At 66.9% G+C, this 20,820-nt stretch carries 13 protein-coding genes and 3 pseudogenes; 7 read left to right on the top strand and 9 right to left on the bottom strand.

All coding sequences use genetic code 11. The features are described 5' to 3' along the window. Positions 1–28: 28 nt before the first annotated feature. The 6 genes and pseudogenes from OMK73_RS24495 to purN all read right to left on the bottom strand — a co-directional run bounded on the left by OMK73_RS24495 (position 29) and on the right by purN (position 7,724). A complete protein-coding gene (locus tag OMK73_RS24495; RefSeq protein ID WP_267604297.1) occupies positions 29–1,432 on the bottom strand; it encodes a mechanosensitive ion channel family protein in 1,404 nt (467 codons plus the stop codon). Positions 1,433–1,625: 193 nt separating this feature from the next. Continuing rightward, entirely contained in the window at positions 1,626–3,227 is a 1,602-nt protein-coding gene (locus OMK73_RS24500) for a serine aminopeptidase domain-containing protein (protein ID WP_267606504.1), read from the bottom strand. Continuing rightward, positions 3,190–4,548, bottom strand: a complete 1,359-nt coding sequence (locus tag OMK73_RS24505; RefSeq protein ID WP_267604298.1) for an amino acid adenylation domain-containing protein — start codon at positions 4,546–4,548, stop codon at positions 3,190–3,192. The genes OMK73_RS24500 and OMK73_RS24505 overlap by 38 nt, the downstream gene beginning before the upstream one ends. Next, the gene (locus OMK73_RS24510; protein ID WP_267604299.1) at positions 4,545–5,027 is read right to left on the bottom strand and encodes an AMP-binding protein; all 483 of its coding nucleotides are present in this window, start codon (positions 5,025–5,027) and stop codon (positions 4,545–4,547) included. The genes OMK73_RS24505 and OMK73_RS24510 overlap by 4 nt, the downstream gene beginning before the upstream one ends. A 636-nt stretch (positions 5,028–5,663) precedes the next feature. Beyond that, a pseudogene (locus OMK73_RS24515) lies at positions 5,664–7,071 on the bottom strand (RsmB/NOP family class I SAM-dependent RNA methyltransferase). Next, entirely contained in the window at positions 7,068–7,724 is a 657-nt protein-coding gene (gene purN, locus OMK73_RS24520) for a phosphoribosylglycinamide formyltransferase (protein ID WP_267604300.1), read from the bottom strand. The pseudogene OMK73_RS24515 and the gene purN overlap by 4 nt, the downstream one beginning before the upstream one ends. Positions 7,725–7,965: 241 nt before the next feature. On the opposite strand from purN, the gene OMK73_RS24525 reads away from it, so the two are divergent. Next, positions 7,966–8,625 (top strand): response regulator, encoded by a 660-nt coding sequence (locus OMK73_RS24525; RefSeq protein WP_267604301.1) that lies wholly within the window; start codon positions 7,966–7,968, stop codon positions 8,623–8,625. Positions 8,626–8,721: 96 nt separating this feature from the next. Here OMK73_RS24525 and OMK73_RS24530 read toward each other — a convergent pair. Beyond that, positions 8,722–10,550 (bottom strand): annotated as a pseudogene (locus OMK73_RS24530) (hybrid sensor histidine kinase/response regulator). 148 nt (positions 10,551–10,698) lie between these two features. On the opposite strand from OMK73_RS24530, the gene OMK73_RS24535 reads away from it, so the two are divergent. The 6 genes and pseudogenes from OMK73_RS24535 (at position 10,699) to dut (ending at position 18,877) form a co-directional block, all read left to right on the top strand. Next, complete coding sequence (locus OMK73_RS24535; RefSeq protein ID WP_267604302.1) at positions 10,699–11,706, top strand: bifunctional riboflavin kinase/FAD synthetase; 1,008 nt, start codon at positions 10,699–10,701, stop codon at positions 11,704–11,706. 148 nt (positions 11,707–11,854) lie between these two features. Further along, positions 11,855–14,746 (top strand): annotated as a pseudogene (gene ileS / locus OMK73_RS24540) (isoleucine--tRNA ligase). After that, complete coding sequence (gene lspA / locus OMK73_RS24545; protein ID WP_267604303.1) at positions 14,746–15,285, top strand: signal peptidase II; 540 nt, start codon at positions 14,746–14,748, stop codon at positions 15,283–15,285. Before ileS ends, lspA begins: the two are co-directional and overlap by 1 nt. A gap of 752 nt (positions 15,286–16,037) precedes the next feature. Further along, positions 16,038–17,234 (top strand): bifunctional phosphopantothenoylcysteine decarboxylase/phosphopantothenate--cysteine ligase CoaBC, encoded by a 1,197-nt coding sequence (coaBC, locus tag OMK73_RS24550; protein ID WP_267604304.1) that lies wholly within the window; start codon positions 16,038–16,040, stop codon positions 17,232–17,234. Between the two features lie 52 nt (positions 17,235–17,286). After that, complete coding sequence (locus tag OMK73_RS24555) at positions 17,287–18,309, top strand: LLM class flavin-dependent oxidoreductase (protein ID WP_267604305.1); 1,023 nt, start codon at positions 17,287–17,289, stop codon at positions 18,307–18,309. A 67-nt stretch (positions 18,310–18,376) separates the two neighbouring features. Beyond that, positions 18,377–18,877: a dUTP diphosphatase gene (gene dut, locus OMK73_RS24560; RefSeq protein ID WP_267604306.1), complete on the top strand. Its 501-nt coding sequence runs from the start codon at positions 18,377–18,379 to the stop codon at positions 18,875–18,877. 49 nt (positions 18,878–18,926) lie between these two features. On the opposite strand, the gene OMK73_RS24565 is transcribed toward dut, so the two are convergent. Both OMK73_RS24565 and OMK73_RS24570 read right to left on the bottom strand, forming a co-directional pair. Then, the gene (locus tag OMK73_RS24565; protein ID WP_267604308.1) at positions 18,927–19,769 is read right to left on the bottom strand and encodes a VOC family protein; all 843 of its coding nucleotides are present in this window, start codon (positions 19,767–19,769) and stop codon (positions 18,927–18,929) included. A gap of 14 nt (positions 19,770–19,783) precedes the next feature. Next, positions 19,784–20,797 (bottom strand): Bug family tripartite tricarboxylate transporter substrate binding protein, encoded by a 1,014-nt coding sequence (locus tag OMK73_RS24570; protein WP_267604309.1) that lies wholly within the window; start codon positions 20,795–20,797, stop codon positions 19,784–19,786. Positions 20,798–20,820 lie beyond the last annotated feature (23 nt).

Below are 20,820 nucleotides of genomic sequence, written 5' to 3' on the forward strand. Positions count from 1 at the left end.
TAAGGTGGCCTAAACGCCCCGTGAACACTCACGACGCGGCGCCAGTCATGGCACCCGGCAGCCCAATATGCGCTGCTTGAGCCTCTTTTGTGGATTCGTCACTGCCGTCGACTCCCGCTTTCCCCAGCACGCGCACCTCGCGCTGCGGATACGGGATCGAGATGCCATGTTCCCTGAACTTCCGCCATATCGCCCGGTTCATCGCCGATTGCACGCCGAGCTTACCGTTCTGCGGGTCGGCGATATAACCAGCCAGCTCATATTCGATGCCATTGTCGCCGAACAGCACCAGAAATGCCGACGGCCCCGGCTGTGCCAGCAATCTCGGGATGCCTTGAGCGGCCTCGACCAGCAAGGCCAGCACCATTTCCGGATCCGCCGCGTAATCGGCCTGAACACGGGTTGCAACGCGCACATTGGTGTTGGAGAACGAGTGGTTCTGTACCGCCTGCGCCACCAGTTGCTCGTTCGGCACCAGGGTTTCGCCATCGCCGTTGCGCACCACGGTGTAGCGCGTGCGGATCTGCGAAACGATCCCCGTGTATTTATCGACCGTGATCTGGTCGCCCAGCTTGACCGAGCGGTCGAGCAGGATGATGAAACCGGAGATGTAGTTGCTAGCGATCTTTTGCAAGCCCAGCCCCAGGCCAACGCCCAGCGCGCCGCCAAACACGGACAGCACGGTGAGGTCGATGCCGACCAGCGACGGGCTCAGCAACAGGGAAACGAGTAGTAGCAGCGCCTTGGAGATCCGGGACAGGACCACTTTCAGGTTGCTGTCCAGCCCGCTCGAGCGCATCAGCCGCTCCTCCAGCCACGAACCGAACCACATGGCCACCAGCACGGTGACCAGGATCCACACCACGGCCACCAGCGTGTCTGCCAGGCTGATCTTCTGCTTGCCGCCCAGTGAAAAGCGGATGCCGTCCATCCAGTGCACCACATCCCACAGCAAACCCAGCACATAAAGCGCCATCGCCGCCCAAACCAGGGTAGTCAGCACTTTTTCGACCAGCAGCAGCATGCCGTGCAGCTGACCATTGCCCGACATCACGCGACGCAAGATGTAGAAGGCGAAATAGAGGAAGGTAATGCCGGAAAGAGGCACCAATGCGAGCCGTAGCACGCTGATGGACATCATCGGCGCCAGCCCGAAGCGCGCGCCCATCACCAGCAGCCAGCCGAACAACGGGAACATGGCGCGCTCCAGGCTGGCCGCGGCGAAGCGCAGGGAGAAGCTGGATCCGGCGTAGCGGGCTTCGAGGCGCTTGACGATCAATCTCGCCAATGGCCAGGCCACAGCCAGGCAGGCAGCAAGGACCGCCAGCTGCCAGATGAAGCCGGGGCCACCCGCGTCGCGGATCAGGTCATCGAGCATCTTGCCAAAAGCCGGATGCGCAACTTGGAGTTCGTTCAGGGAAGTGGGATTCATGCTTTGCCATGGCTGGCAGGGACCATCCGGTCAGGATCAGCGGCCCCTGGCAAGGTAAGCGGGACACTGCATGACGTCACTGCATGCCCCGCGACCAAAAAGTCAGCCATTCTAGCCGCCCTGCTCCGCGCGGCGCAGGATTGGCGCTGGGCCTGCCGGGCAACCTGGTCCCTTTTCCATGCGCGGATCGCTGTCAGCCGCACCTTCCCCGGCAATCCGGCATGCGACGCCACGGCTCGGCAATGCGTTGCAGCCGATCTCGCAGGTCCGCCCCCGGATGCAAGGGGCCACATAACAGGTCGACGCAATAGTCGATCACCCGTGCCCGCCCGGGCGGGTTCAGCATGCCGTGGTCAAGACCAGCGACGGTCTCGATCTGCAACTGCGAGAAGCCGGCAAGGCCAGCCAGCGTTGGCCCGAAGAAGCGCGCCAGCTCGAAAGGCCCGGGATCGTCCGGCCCGAACAGCAGGCGCAGGACCGTGCCGCGTGCGTCGAGCGTCCGGAGCAAGTCCTCGATTTCCCACTGCTCGTGCGCGGCAGGCTTGGGAAGGACCGATGCCGCGTTGATGCCGGGCGTGCCCTCTTCTGCCGTGGGTGCGCTGCGGCCATGGATCAGCCAGCGGGGCCGTGTGAACGGCTCCCGGCGCAACAAGCGCTGCAGGTTGACCAGCACGGCGCCCACCACGCCCGGGTGCGCGCCCGCGGCATGCAGGCTGACATTGGCGCCATAGCTCACGCCGAAGGCCACCACCTCGCGATGGCCGTGGGCAAGCAACCAGTCGCAGGCGGTGATGGCATCGCGGTATCCGTCCGGATCGGCCGGCACGGCCGCGATGGCCTGCGCGCCAACGGATGCGTCCCCGATGCCCCGCACATCGATGCGAAACGAGGCAACCCCGCGCGCCGCCAGCCGGCGCGCCAGCATGACGCCGCAACGGCCGGCACCGACGTGATGCGTGCCGCCGGAATTGTTGATCAGCACGGCCGGCCGCTCGATGCGCGCCCCGAGCGGCTCGCACAACATGCCAAACAGGCCCTGGCCAAAACGCACGGGCGTTTCCATCCATTCGCCGGAGCACAGGCAAGAGGCCTCTGCAGCCACCATCGCCCCGCCCCCTGGGCCAGGCTCGCCAGCCGGTGCCGCTGGCGCCATATCGGCAATCCAGCCTGCCACCGCCGCGAAGGTCGCCTCCGGCGGGGTGCCATGCAGCGGATCCTGCAACCAGTCGATCACCTCGGGGAAAGGCACCACCCGCACCTGCGCGCCCAGCGTGCCGTAGTGGTGCGCCAGCGGGTCAACCTGGGGCTCCCCGCCTGCGACCAGGATTCTCGGGGCGGGCGCGCGTGGCGCATCGAGCAAGTCGAGGCCGCCAAGGCCATCGACCACCGCGCCTGAGAAATGGATGCCAAGGATGTCGATGCCCGCTTGCTGGCCAGTGCCAGGCGCAGGCCCGGACTCCACCGCGCGGCCAGCAAGCGAGCGCCAGGTCTGTGCGATCATCTTCATCTCCCGCACCAGCATCCTGCCGCTCGCCACGGGCGCAAGCAGCGCCAGCGCATCGACGCGCAGCCCGGCCACGCGGCGCTCGGCAGCCAGCGCCGCCAGCGAGGCGCCGCCGCGCACGCCCAGCAGCACGAGTTCCTGGGCACCGGACATGCGCCTGAGCAACTTGCCAGCGGCGCCGATCCCGGCAAGCCAGGCGTCGATGCAGGACGCGCCCGGCGCCGGCGCGCCGGCATGGTCAGGGTCGGCGGAGTCACCGGTGCCTGGATAGTCGAACCTGAGCACAGGCACGCCCTGGGCCGCAAGCCGCTCCGCTAGCCGCGCCAGGCCGGCATGCGTCCACAAGGCTTCGTGCCCGATCGCATTGCACAGCAGCACCGCGCGCTGTCCCTGGGCCGGGTGGTACCAGCCAAAACATCCGTCGAAGTGCAGCGGCGTCATGGCGCAAACGCCTTGCGCCTGGCCTGCCGTGCGCCCCCGCAGCAACGCCCAGGCGCTCGCAACGCGCCTGCAACTGGCCGCGATCGATCTTGCCGTTCACGTTCATGGGAAGGCCGTCGAGGCAGACGATGCGATCCGGTTGCGCGTAGACCGGCAGGCTCTGCCTGCAAGCCAGCCGGATCCGCGCCATGCGCGCGCCGAGCTCGCCCAGCGCTGCGTCGCCCGATGCCTGCACAAAGGCGATCAGCCCTATCGGCTTGCCGGCGTCATCCAGTGGCCACGCCAGCACGGCGCACTGCGCGCTGCCGCTGGCAGCCTGCACGACCTGCTCGATCTCCTGCAATTCCACGCGGTTGCCGCGAATCTTCACCTGCATGTCGATGCGGCCGTGGTAAAGCAACCCATCGGGCGATTCGGCCACGGCATCGCCGGTGCGATACCAGCGGCTGCACGCCCGCCCGGGATAGGTGCGTGTGAAGAAGCGCTGCGCGTCGAGCGGGTTGGCGCGCAGATAGCCCTTGGCAAGCTGCGCGCCGCCGATCAGCAGTTCGCCCTGCGCGCCGGGCGGCACCGGCGCAAGCGCGTCGTCGACAATCATCAGCTCGACCCCGGCATATGGCTTGCCGAGCGGCACCGCGGGACGCGACGCATCGGCAAGAAAAGTCTCGGTCAGCTCAAAGGTGAGCATGATCACCGTCGCCTCGGTGGGTCCGTAGCCGTTGACGATGCGCGTGTTCGGCGCCGCCCGCGACCACGCCCGCGCCAGCGTCTTGGGCAAGGCCTCGCCCCCCATCAAGGTCATCCGCACGCTGGGAAACGCGCCGGGCGTCAACTTGCGGAACTGCTGCATCAACGCCAGTACGGAGGGCACGCTGGCCCAGTGGGTAATCCCGTGTTCACGGATAAAGCCGGCCAGGTAGAGCGGATCTTGCAGAGATGGCACATACAGGCAGCCTCCGTTCGCCCAGCAAACGTGCATGTCATGCACCGAGAAATCGAAGGTGAGATCGGCGAACTGGCTAAAGCGCGCGCCAGGCTCGCATGGAAAGCGCCGCATCTGCGCGCTGACATAGGCCGCAGCGCTGGCGTGCGGGATCATGACGCCCTTGGGCGGCCCGCTGGTGCCGGAGGTAAAGATCAGGTAGGCGAGGTCATCGCCTGAAACGGTCACGGGCGGCCCAGGCGGGTCATGCACAAGGGCGCCGGCGGCAACGGGGCGAAACGCGCGCCGCCTCCCGGACACCCGGTTGCCGGCAGCGACTCGGGATCCATCAAGAGAATGCGCAGATACGGCGGCAGCAACGGCATCAACGCAACAAGCTGCGCTGCGCATGCGCGATCGACCACCATCACGCGCGCGCCTGAGCGCTGGACGATGGCGGCGTTGCGTGCCGGGGGAAATTTGGGGTGCAACGGCACGTAGGCCATGCCGGCGGCGAGCACGCCGAGCAGGCCGGCGTACGCGCAGACGCTGCGGTGCGCGAACAGGATGCAGTTGCGGCTCCCGTCGCCTGAATGCGCCGCCAGCGCGGCACTCACGCGGCCCGCGCGCGCGCGCAGTTCCTCATAAGCGTAAAAGCGTCCGTCGACCCACAAGGCGTGGTCGCGGGGCTGCCGTGCAGCCGTCTCGAAGAAGAAAGAATGCAACATCCCGCCTCCCGACCGAGCGCGTCGCCCCCTTTACGGGACCGGCGCGCCCTGGAACCCCATCCGAACAGTGTGCGGCGCCGATCCACCTTGCGCGGTCGCGCGCCGTTGTACTTGCCTGGCGCGCGTTGTCTTGCCAACTTAGCCTGCATTGCCCGACAAGACAAGTTACGACGCCTTTAATGTATTGAACTTAAGAGCTTGTTCCATTGGTGCGAATGGGCGATGCAAATGGAGGCGGACTGCGCTCTACGATGGCGGCAATCATTTGTCCGGGAGCGGGTGCGCACCGGCCAGCCCCGTGCTGGCACCATTCGCGACTGGGTTTCCCCGAGCCGGCGCGCGCCTTCACGGGCCTGCCCGCGCGCCACAAAGTATGAGGAGTCGCCCAGAAGGCTTAGTCCATCAAGACCCGCGTATCAACACATAGCGGCCATACTGCCGACGTACAGCGTCCTCGCGGCGCGCGCGCAGGCCGAGCGGCGCAGGCGAATTGCATGCCTGCCCGGGATGGCGGGTGGCAAAAGAAGGGGGACGGGAAAGGCGGCTGGGACCGGACGGCCCCAGCGCGGGAAATTCGCCAGTCGGCCGGCGCCACGGGGATGCTTCCCCTGGCGCGGCCGCCTGGTGGATCCGGCTTTAGCTGACGCGCTCCAGCACGGCGGCGAAGAAGCCGTCGGTCTGGTGCAGGTGCGGGTAGAGCGCCAACATCTCGGCATCCTCCGGCAAGCCGGGCACCGTGATTTTTTGCTCGGCCAGCACCTGTGCGGCGGGCACCAGGCGGAAGGCCGGGTGCGAGGCCAGGAAACCACGCACGATGCCTTCGTTCTCGGCCTCCAGCACGCTGCACGTTGCGTAGACCACGCGCCCGCCCACCTTCACTAGGCGCGCGGCGGATTCGAGAATGGCCGCCTGCTTGACGGTCAGCTCCAGCACCGATTGCGGCGACTGGCGCCACTTCAGGTCCGGATTGCGCCGCAACGTGCCCAGGCCGCTGCAAGGCGCATCCACCAGCACGCGGTCGATCTTGCCGGCCAGGCGCTTGATCTTGGCGTCGTGCTCGGAGTCGATCAGCACGGGGTGCACGTTGGACAACCCGCTGCGCGCCAGGCGCGGCTTGAGGTTGGACAAGCGCTTCTCGGACACGTCGAACGCATAGAGGCGGCCGGTGGAGCGCATCAGCGCGCCCAGGGCGAGCGTCTTGCCACCCGCGCCCGCGCAAAAATCGACCACCATCTCGCCGCGCTTGGGCGCGACCAGGTTGCACAGCAGCTGGCTGCCTTCATCCTGCACTTCGACCAGCCCGTTGACGAACACCGGCAGCTGGTTGAGCGCCGGCTTGCCGGCCAGGCGGATGCCGGACGGCGCCATCGGCGTCACCTCGGCCTTCAGCCCCGCGGTGGTCAGCTCGGCCAGCGCGGCCTCCTGCGTGGTCTTGACCAGGTTGGCACGCAGGTCCAGCGGCGCCGGGCGCAGCCGAGGCATCGCCCAGCGCTTCGACAAAGGCTTCATCGTGGCGCGCGGCCAGTTGGTCGAACAGCCATTCGGGCAGGTTGGCGCGCACGCGCGGCGCCAGGCTGGAACGCTCGATCGTGGTCAGCCGATCGAGCCATTCGCCCTCTTCTGGCAACAGGAACGGCGTCAGCACGTCGCGGCCCAGCGTGGCGGCCAGGCCCAGCAGGGCCAGGCGGCGCTGCGAAGCACCCGTGCCGCTGGCGGCGAACTGCGCAAACTCCACGCGCCGGCGCAGCACGGCAAACACGGCTTCCGCGATGATGCCGCGCTCGCGATGACCCAGCTTGGGGTTTTCGCGGAAGTAGTAGCTCACCACCACGTCGGACGGGCGCGTGAACATCAGCACCTTGCCCAGCAGGCGGTCGATGTGCTGGATATGGACGGCATGCAGGCCGCCATGGGGCCCGCGGCCTTGCTGCGGGGCCTGGCTGTCGTGCGCGTCGCGCGAGCGGGCCTGGCGAATGGGCGTGCCCTTGTGATCCTTGTTCTTGTTGCGAACGGGCTGACGCGCCCCTGCGGTATTGCGGCTCATGACTGCACCTCCGTAGCGGCAGCAAAGGCCGTAAACAGCTGGGATTCGGGTGGTTCGACCCGGACTACGCCGGCATGCACGCGCAGCCGGCCTTCGACAAACCAGCGCACAGCGCGCGGGTAGATAACGTGTTCGCACGGCAACAGGCGCGTGGCCAGGCTCTCGGGCGTGTCGTCCGGCAGCACGTCAAGCGCGGCCTGGACGATAACGGGGCCGTGATCGAGCTCGGGCGTGACGAAATGCACGCTGGCGCCGTGGACCTTGACGCCCGCCTCGATGGCTTGCCGGTGTGTATGCAGCCCCGGAAAGCACGGCAGCAGCGACGGATGGATATTCAGCATGCGCCCGGCATACTTGTCGACAAAGCCCGGCGTCAGGATGCGCATGAAGCCGGCCAGGACCACCAGGTCCGGCGCGAAAGCGTCGATGGCATCAGCGAGCGCCGCGTCAAAAGTGGCGCGGTCATCATATAACTTGTGGTCCACCACGCCGGTAGCCACGCCGTGGTCGGCGGCAAATTTCAGACCTTCGGCGTCTGGCCGGTTGGACAAGACCGCCGCTACGCGCGCCGGCCAGCCTTCGGCGGCACAGGCGCTGACGATGGCTTCCATATTGGAGCCCCGCCCGGAAATCAGGATAACGATATTTTTCATCGCGCAATTCTACCAAGCCGGGGCCAGTACACGACCAAAGCGAGCGCATTAGGCACTTAAAACACGCGAAACCCTCGCCGCAGCGCCATTTCGCATGGCCTATACGCAACGTGAACTCACGCCCGATGGATTGTGACGCCTCGCCCGCTCTGCTAGAGTGGCTGCTATCGTCCACGCGCAGTCCGTTAACACGGCTTTAAGTGACAACAAGGACGAACTGGGAAATTAGACGGGAAATCGCATGTCGAACGCTGCACCGACCTTGTTGGTGGTCGATGATCATCCTATGGCCTTGTCTGGCACCACCGCGTTTTTGGCGGAAGTGATGCCCGACGTCGCCGTCCACGCCGCGGGGAGCGCCAAAGAGGCGTTGAATACCCTGCAGCAAGGACTCAGGCCTGACATCGTGCTGCTGGATATCTGGCTGACCGACGGTACCGGCTTCGACGCCATGCAGGCGCTCAAGACACTGGTACCTTCCGCTCGCTTTATTTTTATGTCGGCCGAGGCCACGCCCGAAATCGTGGGCCGCGCGCGCGCGCTCGCCGCCTGTGGCTTCGTCGGCAAGCACCTGGACGCCAACGCATTCACCGCCGCCGTGCGCAAGGTGCTGGCAGGCGACACCTCCTTCCCCTCGGACGAAGCGCTCAGTGGCCGTGCCCAATCGTTCGGGCCGGCGCACGGCATCCCGGTCACCCCGGCGGAACTGGGGCTGACCCCGCGCCAGGGCTCGGTGCTGGCGCTGGTGCTGGAAGGCCTGCCCAACAAGGTCATCGCGCGGCGGCTCGGCCTGACGGAAAACACCGTCAAGGAACACGTCTCGGCCATCTTGCAGCGGCTCGGCGTGCGCACCCGCATGCAGGTCATGTCGCGCATGGAGCGATTCCGCCTGCGCCAGTAACGCGCATTGGCAACGCCAGCCGATCAACCGTGCAGGCGACAAATAAAAAATGGGCCAGCGCGTCATGCGCCGGCCCATTTTTTAGGCATGCGCGGCTCAGGCGGGCCGCAGCCAGCGCCGGAGCAGCAGCCTGAGCGCGGCCGGATCGACCGGCTTGGGCAGCACGAAGTAGCCAGCCTCCTCGGCCGCCGCCAGCGCGGCGGATTTCAGGTCGCCCGACAAGAGCGCACTGCGCGCCTGCGGCTGGGTGTTCTGCCAGCGCTCCAGCAGGTCCAGGCCATTCTCGCTGCCGGGCAGGCGCAAGTCGCAGAAGATGATGTCCGGCTTGAGTCCCTGGAGGAACAGGCGATCGGCATCCGCGCCGTGCGCGGCGCAGGCAACCTCGATGCCCCACGCTTCCATCAGCGCGATCCACGCCTTGCGGATCTGGGTATCGTCGTCGACCACCAGCACGGTGCCGCGCAGGTGGTCGGGCTTGGCGTCCTCTGCCTGCGCATTGGCCCGCACGGTACGGATGGTGGCCACGGTCTCGGCCGCCACCGGCGCCAGCGAGAACCAGAACACCGAACCCCGGCCCGGCACGGAACGCACGCCATAGGTGCCGCGCATCAGCCGCACGCATTCCTTGAAGATCGCCAGCCCCAACCCCAGGCCCTGTGAGGGTCGCGCTGCGGGTTATGCACCTGGTAATACGGCGAGAAGATGTCCGGCAGATGCTCGGGCGTAATCCCGGCCCCGGTGTCCCACACTTCCACGCGGATATGCTTGCGGCGCTCGCGCGCGGTCACCAGCACGCCCCCGCGCCGGGTGTAGCGCAGGGCGTTCTGCACGAGATTGAACAGCGCGCGGCGCAGCAGCACGGGCTCGGCCATGGCGTACAGCTCTTCGGGCACGCGCGGTGTCAGGGTCAGGCCGCTCTCGCGCGCGTCGGCGGCGAACTGGCTCATGACCTCGCTGATCAGGTGGCTCAGCTCACACGGCTCCAACGTGGGCAGCACTTTGCGGCCCTCGAGCTTGGACAGATCCAGCAGCGAACGGAACAGCAGGTCGATGGTCTGGGTGCCGGCGGCCACCTGCTCCACCAGCGGATGGAGCGAGGACGACTTGTTGCGGGCGCGCAGCGCCTCCACCAGCATCACCAGCGCATGCACCGGCTGGCGCAGGTCATGGCTCGCGGCGGCCAGGAAGCGCGACTTTTCCTCGCTGGCATGCAGCGCCCTCTCCTTTTCCTCCTGGAATTGCTTGGCCAGCCTGCGGCTGTCGCTTTCCAGCTGGATGGCCCGCACCAGCGTGCGCTGCAGGTTCAGGGCATGGCGCGTGAGCATGATGGCGTAGACCACCAGCAGCAACTGCACATAGGTGCCATGTCCCGGGAACGCGTACTCGGCCAGCAGGATATTGGGCACCAGGATCGGGATGCCGGCATAGACCAGGTTGGACGGCACCGGTGACTGCGCGGTGACGCCGCCCGCCAGCACGCCAAGCGCCAGCAGGTACAACACGCTGGAGAAGACGGTGGAGCCGGTGTAGAGATGCAGCAGCGCGGAGCTGCCCCAGGTCAGCCCGGTCAGGAAGGCCATCGCCCGCATATTGGCCCACCATTTGCGCGTGTGCGCCGAACGGCTCATGGTGGCGCAATCGCGCAGGTAGCCGAAGTAGAACCAGCTGGTGGCCGCGGTCAGCACCAGCATGACGCCGCACCAGCCCACCAGGGCGCTGTGATCGGCGGCCGACCAGAAGGCGATCGCGGTCAATGCCGGAAGCACCACCGAGGCGACGATGGCGGTGGGGGAGACGCGATGGATGGTCGCCAGCAGCTTGGCCCGCGTTTCGGTATCGAGCGGAGGCCCTGGCGGCGGCAGGATTCGGTTTAGCAGCGCGTTCAAGGGAGGGCTGGGGGCAGCGAGTGCGATCCGCCATATCATGCCGCCTTTTGGGGCACAACGCCACGTCAATGGGTCGATCCGTGCACAAAAACGCCAGTGCCGGCATGCCCGCCACCGCCGCCAGGCCAAACTTGTCCACCATTCGCCTTATAATGCTCGCTTTACCCAAACGCTTGTTGCCGTCCTCGTGAAAGTCTTCCGTGGCCTGCCCAACGCCGAAAGCCGGGCGCCCTGCGCCCTCACCATCGGCAATTTTGACGGTGTGCACCGCGGCCACCAGTCGCTGCTCGCCCGCGCGCGCGCCGCGGCGGATGCACGCGGGCTGCCGCTATGCGTGATGACATTCGAGCCGCATCCGCGCGAATTCTTCACGCCGGACAAGGCGCCAAGGCGCATTGCACTACTGCGCGACAAGCTGGAAAGCCTGCGCCGCAACGGTGTCGACCGCGTGGTCGTTGAGCACTTCAACGCACACTTCGCCGCGCAATCCCCACAAGCGTTTGTCGAGAACGTGCTCTGGCACGGCCTGCATACGCGCTGGCTGCTGGTCGGCGACGACTTCCGCTTCGGTGCCAGGCGCGCCGGCGATTTCGCCTATCTGCAACAGGCTGGCGTCCAGTTCGGCTTCGACGTGGAGCAGATGGGCTCGGTCTCCGAAGGCGGCGTGCGCATCTCCAGCTCCGCCGTGCGGCAGGCGCTGGGCGATGGCGATCTCGAACACGCGCGCCGCCTGCTTGGCCATGGCTATGCCATCAGCGGGCATGTGGTCCACGGCCGCAAGCTCGGGCGCGACCTGGGCTTTCCCACCATCAACCTGCGCATCTCGCACAAGCGGCCGGCTGTCAACGGCATCTTCGTGGTGCAGGTGCATGGGCTGGCCGAGCACGCCATACCAGGCGTGGCCAGCATCGGCGTGCGCCCGACCATTGAAGATGCCGGCCGGGTGCTGCTGGAAGTGCACCTGTTCGACTTCAAGCAGAACGTCTACGGCAAGCTGGTGCGGGTCGAGTTCATGAAGAAGCTGCGCGACGAAGCCCGTTTCGACGGGCTGGAGGCGCTGACCGCCGCCATTGCCAAGGACAGCGCGGACGCTCGCGCCTTCTTCGGCCTGACTGTGCCGGGCTCGCCCGAGGGCACGCCCCCGGCAGCGGGCAGCCGCGACTTCGCCACCTCCGCCACCGACCGAATTAGCTAGCGCCCCGTTCCCGCGCGGCGGGACCCGGGTCGCTACCCCAACCCGAAGCCAGGCCGCGGCACCCTCCGCAGCCGGTCCACGCCGTACCGCGCGCCCGCACCCAGCCGAGCTAGTGCCGCGCGCCAACTGAATTGCCCCGAGAATCGACATGTCCAACGACAAACGCGCCAAGCCCGAAAAAGCAAGTACCCGGTCAACCTGCTCGAGACCCCCTTCCCGATGCGCGGCGACCTGCCCAAGCGCGAGCCGCTGTGGGTCAAGCAATGGCAGGACAAGCAGCTCTACAAGAAGATCCGGGCCGCTCGCAAGGGCGCCAAGAAGTTCATCCTGCACGATGGCCCCCCGTACGCCAATGGCGACATCCACATCGGCCACGCGGTCAACAAGGTCCTCAAGGACATGATCGTCAAGGCGCGCGGCCTGACCGGGCTGGACGCCGTCTATGTGCCGGGCTGGGACTGCCACGGCATGCCGATCGAGATCCAGATCGAAAAGCAGTTCGGCAAGGGCCTGCCGGTGCAGGAAGTGCAATCGCGCGCCCGTGCCTATGCCACCGAGCAGATCGCCCGCCAGAAGCTGGACTTCGAGCGCCTGGGCGTGCTGGGTGACTGGGAACACCCCTACCTGACCATGAACTACAGCAACGAAGCCGACGAGCTGCGCGCGCTGGGCAAGATCATGGAAAAGGGCTACGTGTTCCGTGGCCTGAAGCCGGTGAACTGGTGCTTCGACTGCGGCTCGGCGCTGGCCGAGGCCGAGGTCGAGTACAAGGACAAGACCGATCTTTCCATCGACGTGGGCTTCCCCTTCGCCGAGACCGACAAGCTGGCTCACGCCTTCAAGGTGCCGGCCGAGCAACTCGCCGCCAAACCCGGCTGGATCGTGATCTGGACCACCACGCCGTGGACCATCCCGTCCAACCAGGCGCTCAACGTGCACCCGGAGGTCGAGTACGCGCTGGTCGATACCCCGCGCGGCTTCCTGCTGCTGGCCACCGAGCGCGTCGAAGAACAGCTCAAGATCTACGAACTGGAAGGCAAGGTGCTGGCCACCACCACCGGCGCGGCGCTGTCGGAAATCCGCTTCCACCACCCGCTGTCCAAGATGGACGCGGGCTACGACCGCCTGTCGCCGGTCTACCTGGGCGACTACGTCACCACCGACACCGGCACCGGCATCGTGCACTCGGCGCCGGCCTACGGCGTGGAGGATTTCCAGTCGTGCAAGGCGCACGGCATGAACGACAGGGACATCATCAGCCCGGTCATGGGCGACGGCGTCTATGCCAGCACGCTGCCGCTGTTCGGCGGCCAGAAGATCTGGGATGCCAACCCCAAGATCGTCGAAGTGCTGAAGGCCTCGGGCAACCTGTTCAAGCTCGCACAAGTACACCCACAGCTATATGCACTGCTGGCGTCACAAGACGCCGATCATCTACCGTGCCACCTCGCAATGGTTCGCGGGCATGGACGTGGATCCGGTCAATGACGACGGCAGCAACGGCCCGACCCTGCGCGAAACCGCGCTCGCCGGCATCGAGGCAACCGAGTTCTACCCGGCCTGGGGCAAGCAGCGCCTGCACAACATGATCGCCAACCGGCCCGACTGGACCCTGTCGCGCCAGCGCCAGTGGGGCGTGCCGATGGCCTTCTTCCTGCACAAGGAAACCGGCGCGCTGCACCCGCGCACACCGGAGCTGCTGGAGGAGATTGCCAAGCGCGTGGAAGCGCACGGCATCGAAGCCTGGCAGACGCTGGATCCCAAGGAACTGCTGGGCTCCGATGCCGCCCTGTATGAAAAGAACCGCGACACGCTCGACGTCTGGTTCGACTCCGGCACCACGCACTGGACCGTGATCCGCGGCTCCCACCGCGAAGACCTGTACGACGCGTCGGCCGACCTGCCCGACGGCCGCCTGGCGGACCTGTACCTGGAAGGCTCTGACCAGCATCGCGGCTGGTTCCATTCGTCGCTGCTGACCGCGTCGATGCTGTACGGCAAGCCGCCCTACAAGGCGCTGCTGACGCACGGCTTCACGGTCGACGGCGAAGGCCGCAAGATGTCGAAGTCGGTCGGCAACACGGTGTCGCCACAGGACGTGTCGAACAAGATGGGCGCCGAGATCATCCGCCTGTGGGTGGCCTCGACCGATTACTCCGGCGAGCTGTCGATCTCCGACGAAATCCTCAAGCGCGTGGTGGAAGGCTATCGCCGCATCCGCAACACGCTACGCTTCCTGCTGGCCAACCTGGCCGACTACGACCACGCGCAGCATGCGCTGCCGGCGTCGGAATGGCTGGAAATCGACCGCTACGCCGTCGCCCTGACCGGCCGCCTGCAACAGGAAATCCTGTCGCACTACGACGGCTACGAGTTCCACCCTGTGGTCGCCAAGCTGCAGACCTTCTGCTCGGAAGACCTGGGCGGCTTCTACCTGGACGTGCTGAAGGACCGCCTCTACACCACCGCGGCCAACTCGAAAGAGCGCCGCGCCGCGCAGAACGCGGTGTACCACATCACGCAGGCCATGCTGCACTGGATGGCGCCGTTCCTGTCGTTCACGGCGGAAGAGGCATGGCAGATCTTCGGCCATGGCACCGAGCACACCGACACCATCTTCACCAGCACCTACTACGAGGTGCCGGCGATCGACCAGGCCGACGACCTGCTGCAGAAGTGGCACGTGATCCGCGAAGCCCGCGCCGAAGTCACTAAGCAGCTCGAAGCGGTGCGCGTGGACGGCGAGATCGGTTCCTCGCTGCAAGCCGAAGTCACCATCCAGGCCGGTGGCCCGGTGCTGGCCGCGCTGCAGAGCCTGTCCGACGACCTGCGTTTCGTGCTGCTGACCTCCGCCGCCAAGGTAACGCCGGCGCCGGAAGGCGGCGACCTGCTGGTCACGGTGACGCCCTCGGTACACGCCAAGTGCGAGCGCTGCTGGCACTACCGCGCCGACGTCGGCCGCGACCCGGCCCATCCCACCCTCTGCGGCCGCTGCGACAGCAACCTGTTCGGCGCCGGTGAACACAGGAGCCATGCCTGATGGCCGCTACCACCACGCGCACCGTGCGCGGCACCAAACGCGCCAGCAGCAAGGGCTCGAAGGGCAGCAACGCCACGCCACTGCTGTGGATGGCGTTCGCCCTGCTGGTGATCGTGCTCGACCAGTTCTTCAAGATCGTCATCGTGCGGACCTTCGCCTACGGCGAATCCCGCCCGGTGACCCGCTTCTTCAACCTGGTGCTGGTCTATAACAAGGGCGCCGCCTTCAGCTTCCTGGCAGACGCCGGCGGCTGGCAGCGCTGGTTCTTCACCGGCCTGGGCGTGCTGGTGGGGCTGTTCATCATCTGGATGCTGTACCGCCATACCGGGCAGCGCCTGTTCTGCTTCGCGATCTCGCTGATCCTTGGCGGCGCCATTGGCAATGTGGTGGACCGCGTGGTGTACGGCCATGTCGTCGATTTCCTCGACTTCTACGTGCGCAACTACCACTGGCCGGCGTTCAACGTGGCGGACTGCGCCATCACCGTGGGCGCCGTGCTGCTGATCGTCGACGAACTGCGGCGCGTTCGCCGGCATTGAGGCCGCACCAACGTTCCAGCTGCACCCGCTTCATGCGGGCGTCAAGCCGCTGACAAACCTGATGCACAAGCCGAAGCCGCCAAACAGGCCAAAGCCGCGCATCGTGACGACGTCCTTCGCTCCCTCTCCCCTCAGGGGGAGAGGGGCTTAGCTAGGAGCCACTTGAAGCGAAGCCTTCGGTTTTGTCCAGCACGCAGGCGGCATTTGAAGCGCCCGCCCTCTCCCCGGCCCCTCTCCCACAAGTGGGAGAGGGGAGCAAACCAGCGGTAGAGTCAAAGCATCACTCGGTGTAGCCGTGATTTCCGCCCCCAGGCGGAAATCACCCACGCGCGATGCGCAGCGAGCCGTAAAGGTTTGAATCTCCCGTTATGCGGCGCCTCGTCGGCAAGCCAAAAGAGCGGAAAAGAGGGACCCATGTCTGAGCATCGCCCTAAGGCGATGTGAGTTTGGGTCCCGGCCGCTCTTTGGCTTGCCGACGAGGAGTCTTTCGCCGCATCCGGGTCGCCTTCTTTGCCTACTTTCTTGGCGAGACAAGAAAGTAGGTCGCCTCCCCGCAGGGGAGGTGAAACTGCCTTTGACCTTAAGCCGTTGAGCTGAAGCAGCGCCGATGGAGACGCTCGAAGCGCGTGGCGGCGCCCGCCAACGCACTCGCGGGCAAGCCGGTATTATTGATGACTCTCCGGCGCGGGAGTTGCAGACCTTGCTGGCTGCCGCAACTGCCGGACAACAACCTTCAAGCGAAGAGCATATCCATGGATCTGCGAGGCAAGCATCTCGTCCTTGGCCTGACCGGCGGCATCGCCTGCTACAAATCGGCCGAGCTGGTCCGCCTGCTGACCAAGGCCGGCGCCACCGTGCAGGTGGTCATGACCGAAGGCGCCACCCAGTTCATCACGCCGGTGACCATGCAGGCACTCTCCGGGCGCACGGTCTTCACCTCCCAATGGGACGCGCGCGTGGGCAACAACATGGCCCATATCGATCTCTCGCGCGAAGCCGATGCCATCGTGGTCGCGCCCGCCTCCACCGATTTCCTCGCCAAGCTGACGCATGGCCTGTGCGACGACCTGCTGACCACCCTGTGCATCGCTCGCAACTGCCCGTTGCTGGTGGCGCCGGCCATGAACCTGCAGATGTGGTCGGCCCCCGCCACCCAGCGCAACGCCGCCCAGCTGCGCAAGGACGGCGTGACCCTGCTGGGCCCCGGCAGCGGCGACCAGGCGTGCGGCGAAGTCGGCGACGGCCGCATGCTGGAGCCGTTGGAGCTGCTTGCGGATATCATCGCGTTCTTCCAGCCCAAGCCGCTGGCCGGGCGCCGCGTGGTGATCACGGCCGGCCCCACCTTTGAAGCCATCGACCCGGTGCGCGGCATTACCAACCGCTCCTCCGGCAAGATGGGCTTTGCCATCGCGCGCGCGGCCCGCGAGGCCGGCGCCGACGTGGTGCTGGTGGCTGGCCCGACGGCCCAGCCCACGCCGCGCGGCGTTGCCCGAACCGATGTGGAAAGCGCGCAGCAGATGCACGACGCGGTAATGGCGGGCTTGCCCGGCGCCGATGTGTTCATCGCCGTGGCGGCCGTGGCCGACTGGCGTCCCGCCGAAGTGGCCAGCCAGAAGCTGAAGAAGGCCAACGATAGCGACACGCCGACGCTGCAGTTCGTGCAGAACCCCGACATCCTCGCCGCCGTGGCCGCAAAGCCGGACGCACCCTATTGCGTTGGCTTTGCCGCCGAGAGCGAAAAGCTCGAGCAATACGGCGAGCAAAAGCGCCAGCGCAAGAACGTGCCGCTGCTGGTGGGCAATATCGGCCACCACACCTTCGGCATGGACGACAACGAGATCGTGCTGTTTGATGCCCACGGCATGACCCGCCTGCCGCGCGCCGACAAGCTGACGCTGGCGCGCGACCTGGTAGCGGCCATCGCCCAGCGCCTGCCCGCGCGCCGTTAAGCCTGCATGAATGCCCGGCATCCTCGATCCTCACCCGGCCCCAACCCTGAACATGTCCGCAAGCAAACCCAAAGTGCGCCTCTCGGTGCTCGACCAGAGCCCGGTCATCGCCGGCCATCACGCACGCGATGCGCTGGCCGCCACCGTGGAGCTGGCGCAGGCCGCGGATGCGCTGGGCTACACCCGCTACTGGTGCGCCGAGCATCACGGGCTGCGCGGCGTGTGCAATCCGGCGCCGGAAGTCATGCTGGCCCGCCTGGGCAGCGTGACCAAGCGCATCCGGCTGGGCTCGGGCGGCGTGATGCTGCCCTACTACAGCCCCTTCAAGGTAGCGGAGCAGTTCCGCATGCTGGAGGCCCTGTTCCCGGGCCGCATCGATCTTGGCGTGGGGCGCGCGCCGGGCGGCGACATGCGCACCGCGCAGGCGGTGGCCATGGGCCAGTACAACCGGGGCGACCAGTTCGCGGAGCAAGTGCAAGACCTGTCCTGGCTGTTCCGTGGCGAGGTGCCGCCGGGCCATATCGCCGAGGGCGTGGTGCTGCAGCCCGAGATCGATACCCGGCCCGAGCTGTGGGTGCTGGGCTCCAGCGACTACGGCGGCGCCCTGGCGGCACGCCTGGGGCTGCGCTTTGCCTTTGCCCACTTTATCAATCCGCATGTGGGGCATGCCGTCGCGCAGCAATACCGCCGCGATTTCGAGACGGGCTATGACGAGCGGCCCTACAGCGCGGCGGCCATCTTCGTGATCTGCGCCGATACCGAGGCCGAGGCGGCAGAGCTGGAGCGCGCCGTGGACCTGCGCCGGCTGCAGATGGCCTATGGCGTCAACGCACCGATCCCCTCGCTCGCCCAGGCCGCGCAGCACGAGCTCGGCGAGCGCGACCGGCTGATCGTCGAGCGCGAGCGCCCGCGCACCATCTGCGGCACGCCCGAGCAGGTGGCGCAGCGCATGCTGGCCCTGCGCGAGCGCTTCCTTGCCGACGAACTGGTGGTGCTGAGCGTGGCCGCCAGCTACGCGGCGCGGCTGCGCACCTACGAGCTGCTGGCGCAGGCGTTCGACCTGTCGGGCGACTAAGGGGCAACCAAGCTCGGCTATCATCTCGGGTTGCCAACGTTTTTAGTTTTTCCGGGACCGACCAGCCATGACATTCGAAGCCAACCCCACCGTCGAAATCAAGGTGCTTGACGCACGCCTGCACGAATGGGGCCTGCCGGCTTACCAGAGCGATATGGCGGCGGCGATCGACCTGCACGCCTGCCTGGACGCCGCCCTCACCATCGAGCCGGGCACGCCGGCGCAACTGGTGCCTGCCGGCATCTCCGTGCACATGGGCAACCCCTACATGGCGGCCACTATCGCGCCGCGCTCGGGCCTGGGCCACAAGAAAGGGCTGGTGCTGGGCAACTCGATCGGCGTGATCGACGCTGACTACCAGGGCCCGATCATGGTGAGCGTGTGGAACCGCAATGCGCCCGGCACCGAGCCGATCATGATCCAGCCAGGCGAGCGCATCGCGCAGATGATGTTCGTGCCGGTGCTGCGGCCCGTGTTCAAGACCGTGGAAGTCTTCTCCGAAGACACCGTGCGGGGCGCGGGTGGCTTTGGCTCAACCGGCGTGCATCACGCCAAGAGCGGCAGCTAAGCGGGAGGAGCGGCGCGCTTGACGTTATTTTGACGCTATTGCTATTGCGTTAGCGCGCCTGCTCGAACAGCAGCGCTACGCCACCGGCCGCCGAGGCAGGAATCAGGCTCTCGTCGGGGCCCAGGTCGAGCGCACCGACGCGCGCCTCGCGCCAGCCGCGGCGGGCCGCGGCCAGGTCGCTGGTGCGCAGCCGGATGGCGGCATACCCCGGCACGGCGCGGCGCACGTGCTCGGTGCCGGTCGCGGCGGCCAGCGCCTGCGGCGTGGTCACCACCAGCGTGGCGCCACCCAGCGCCAGGCTGCAGATGTGATCGCTCAGTTGCGTCATCTCGCCGCCGGTCAGTTCGGCGTAGGCACGCCCGGCAGCCTCCACCAGCGACGGCGCCACCACCAGGAACATGGTAGCGATGCCCACGGCGCCGTTGGCATGCGTGGTCCACTCTGGACGCCACAGCAGCTCCGGCGTGCGGTGCTCGCAGATAAAGAAGCGCGCGCCCGGCGCATCGTCGATCGCGGCGACGCGGAAGGTGGCGGTATGCTCCGCGCCATCGTCCAGCCGCACCGGCCGCGAGAACTCGATCGGGTCCGAAGTGTGCCAGCCGCCACCGCGCAGCTGCGCCGCGGCGGCGAAGGTGTCGCTGCTCTTGCAGGACAGCCCCGCGCAGCCGCCCCCGGCTTCCTGCGCATCCCAGTAATACTGCCGCATCGGGCTGGGCGCGGTGACATGCAGCAGCTCAAGATAGTCGCGCGTCAGCATGACGCAATGGTTCTGCGAGCCAAGCGTGTGGTAGCCGCGCGGCGTCAGCGTGAAGCCAAACCCGCGCCAGGCTTGCGCCGCAGCGTCAAGGTCGGGACACACCATCACGGCGTGGTCTAGCGGTTCCATCGTCATCGCACCCTCTCGCTTCAATCGAACTGGATATTGGCCTTGCGCGCCACTGCCTGCCATTTGTCGTGCTCGTGGCGCACCAGGCTGGCCAGCTCGGCCGGGCTGCCGCCCACGATCTCGAAGCCCTGCACGGCCAGCGCATCGACCACGCGCGGCTGCCGCAACGACTGGACCAGGGCGTCGTGCAGGCGAGCCACAGTCGGCTCCGGCAACCCGGCCGGGCCAAACACGCCGATCCAGGAATAGGCTTCGAAACCGCGGTAGCCTTGCTCGGCCACGGTTGGCAATTGCGGGAACTGGCGCAGGCGGGTGGTGCCGGTCACGCCAAGCAGCTTGATCGTCTTGGCAGCCACATGCGCCTGCACCGCCGCATAGCTGGAGAAGAATACGTCAACTTCATTGGACAGCACGGCCTGCACCGCCGGGCCGCCGCCTTTGTACGGCACATGGAGAAAGCGCACGCCGGCTTCGGTAGCCAGCGCCTCTGCGGCGAGCTGGTTCAGGCTGCCGATGCCGGAAGACGCGTAGTGGATGCTCTCCGGCTTCTGCCGCGCCATGGCGACCAGCTCCTTCACGTTGGACGCGGGCAAGGAGGGGTTGGCCGCGATCACCAGCGGAAAACGCACCAGTTGCGAGATCGGCGTGAAGTCGCGGAACGTGTCGTAGGGCAGGTTCTTGTAGGCAAACGGGTTGATGGCATGCGTGTCGAACGCCATCAACAGCGTGCTGCCGTCCGGCTTGGCCCGGGCCACGGTGCTCGACGCAATCAGGCCACCGGCGCCGGGCTTGTTGTCGATCACCACCGTCTGGCCAAGCCCGCTCTTCAGGCCGGGCTGCAACTGACGCGCGACGATATCGACGCTGCCGCCCGGAGGGAACGGCAACACCATGGAGATGGGACGGCCGGAGGCGCCTGCCGTGGCATCGCCACCCAGGCCAGCCAGGCCAGGCACGGGAATCAGGGGCATCGCGCCAAGTGGCAACGATTTGAGCAGCAGGCGGCGCAGCCGCGAGCGTTGGGATTGGGACATCGGGTACTCAGACGGATGGCGGG

Origin of the sequence: Cupriavidus sp. D39, from assembly GCF_026627925.1 — a bacterium.
GTDB classification, from domain to species: domain Bacteria; phylum Pseudomonadota; class Gammaproteobacteria; order Burkholderiales; family Burkholderiaceae; genus Cupriavidus; species Cupriavidus ulmosensis.

Bases quoted from the DNA above. Each gene is read 5' to 3' on its own strand.
- OMK73_RS24495 (WP_267604297.1), bottom strand. From the start codon at position 1,432: ATGAATCCCACTTCCCTGAACGAACTCCAAGTTGCGCATCCGGCTTTT.
- OMK73_RS24510 (WP_267604299.1), bottom strand. From the start codon at position 5,027: ATGTTGCATTCTTTCTTCTTCGAGACGGCTGCACGGCAGCCCCGCGAC.
- purN (WP_267604300.1), bottom strand. From the start codon at position 7,724: ATGAAAAATATCGTTATCCTGATTTCCGGGCGGGGCTCCAATATGGAA.
- OMK73_RS24525 (WP_267604301.1), top strand. From the start codon at position 7,966: ATGTCGAACGCTGCACCGACCTTGTTGGTGGTCGATGATCATCCTATG.
- lspA (WP_267604303.1), top strand. From the start codon at position 14,746: ATGGCCGCTACCACCACGCGCACCGTGCGCGGCACCAAACGCGCCAGC.
- coaBC (WP_267604304.1), top strand. From the start codon at position 16,038: ATGGATCTGCGAGGCAAGCATCTCGTCCTTGGCCTGACCGGCGGCATC.
- OMK73_RS24555 (WP_267604305.1), top strand. From the start codon at position 17,287: ATGTCCGCAAGCAAACCCAAAGTGCGCCTCTCGGTGCTCGACCAGAGC.
- dut (WP_267604306.1), top strand. From the start codon at position 18,377: ATGACATTCGAAGCCAACCCCACCGTCGAAATCAAGGTGCTTGACGCA.
- OMK73_RS24565 (WP_267604308.1), bottom strand. From the start codon at position 19,769: ATGACGATGGAACCGCTAGACCACGCCGTGATGGTGTGTCCCGACCTT.
- OMK73_RS24570 (WP_267604309.1), bottom strand. From the start codon at position 20,797: ATGTCCCAATCCCAACGCTCGCGGCTGCGCCGCCTGCTGCTCAAATCG.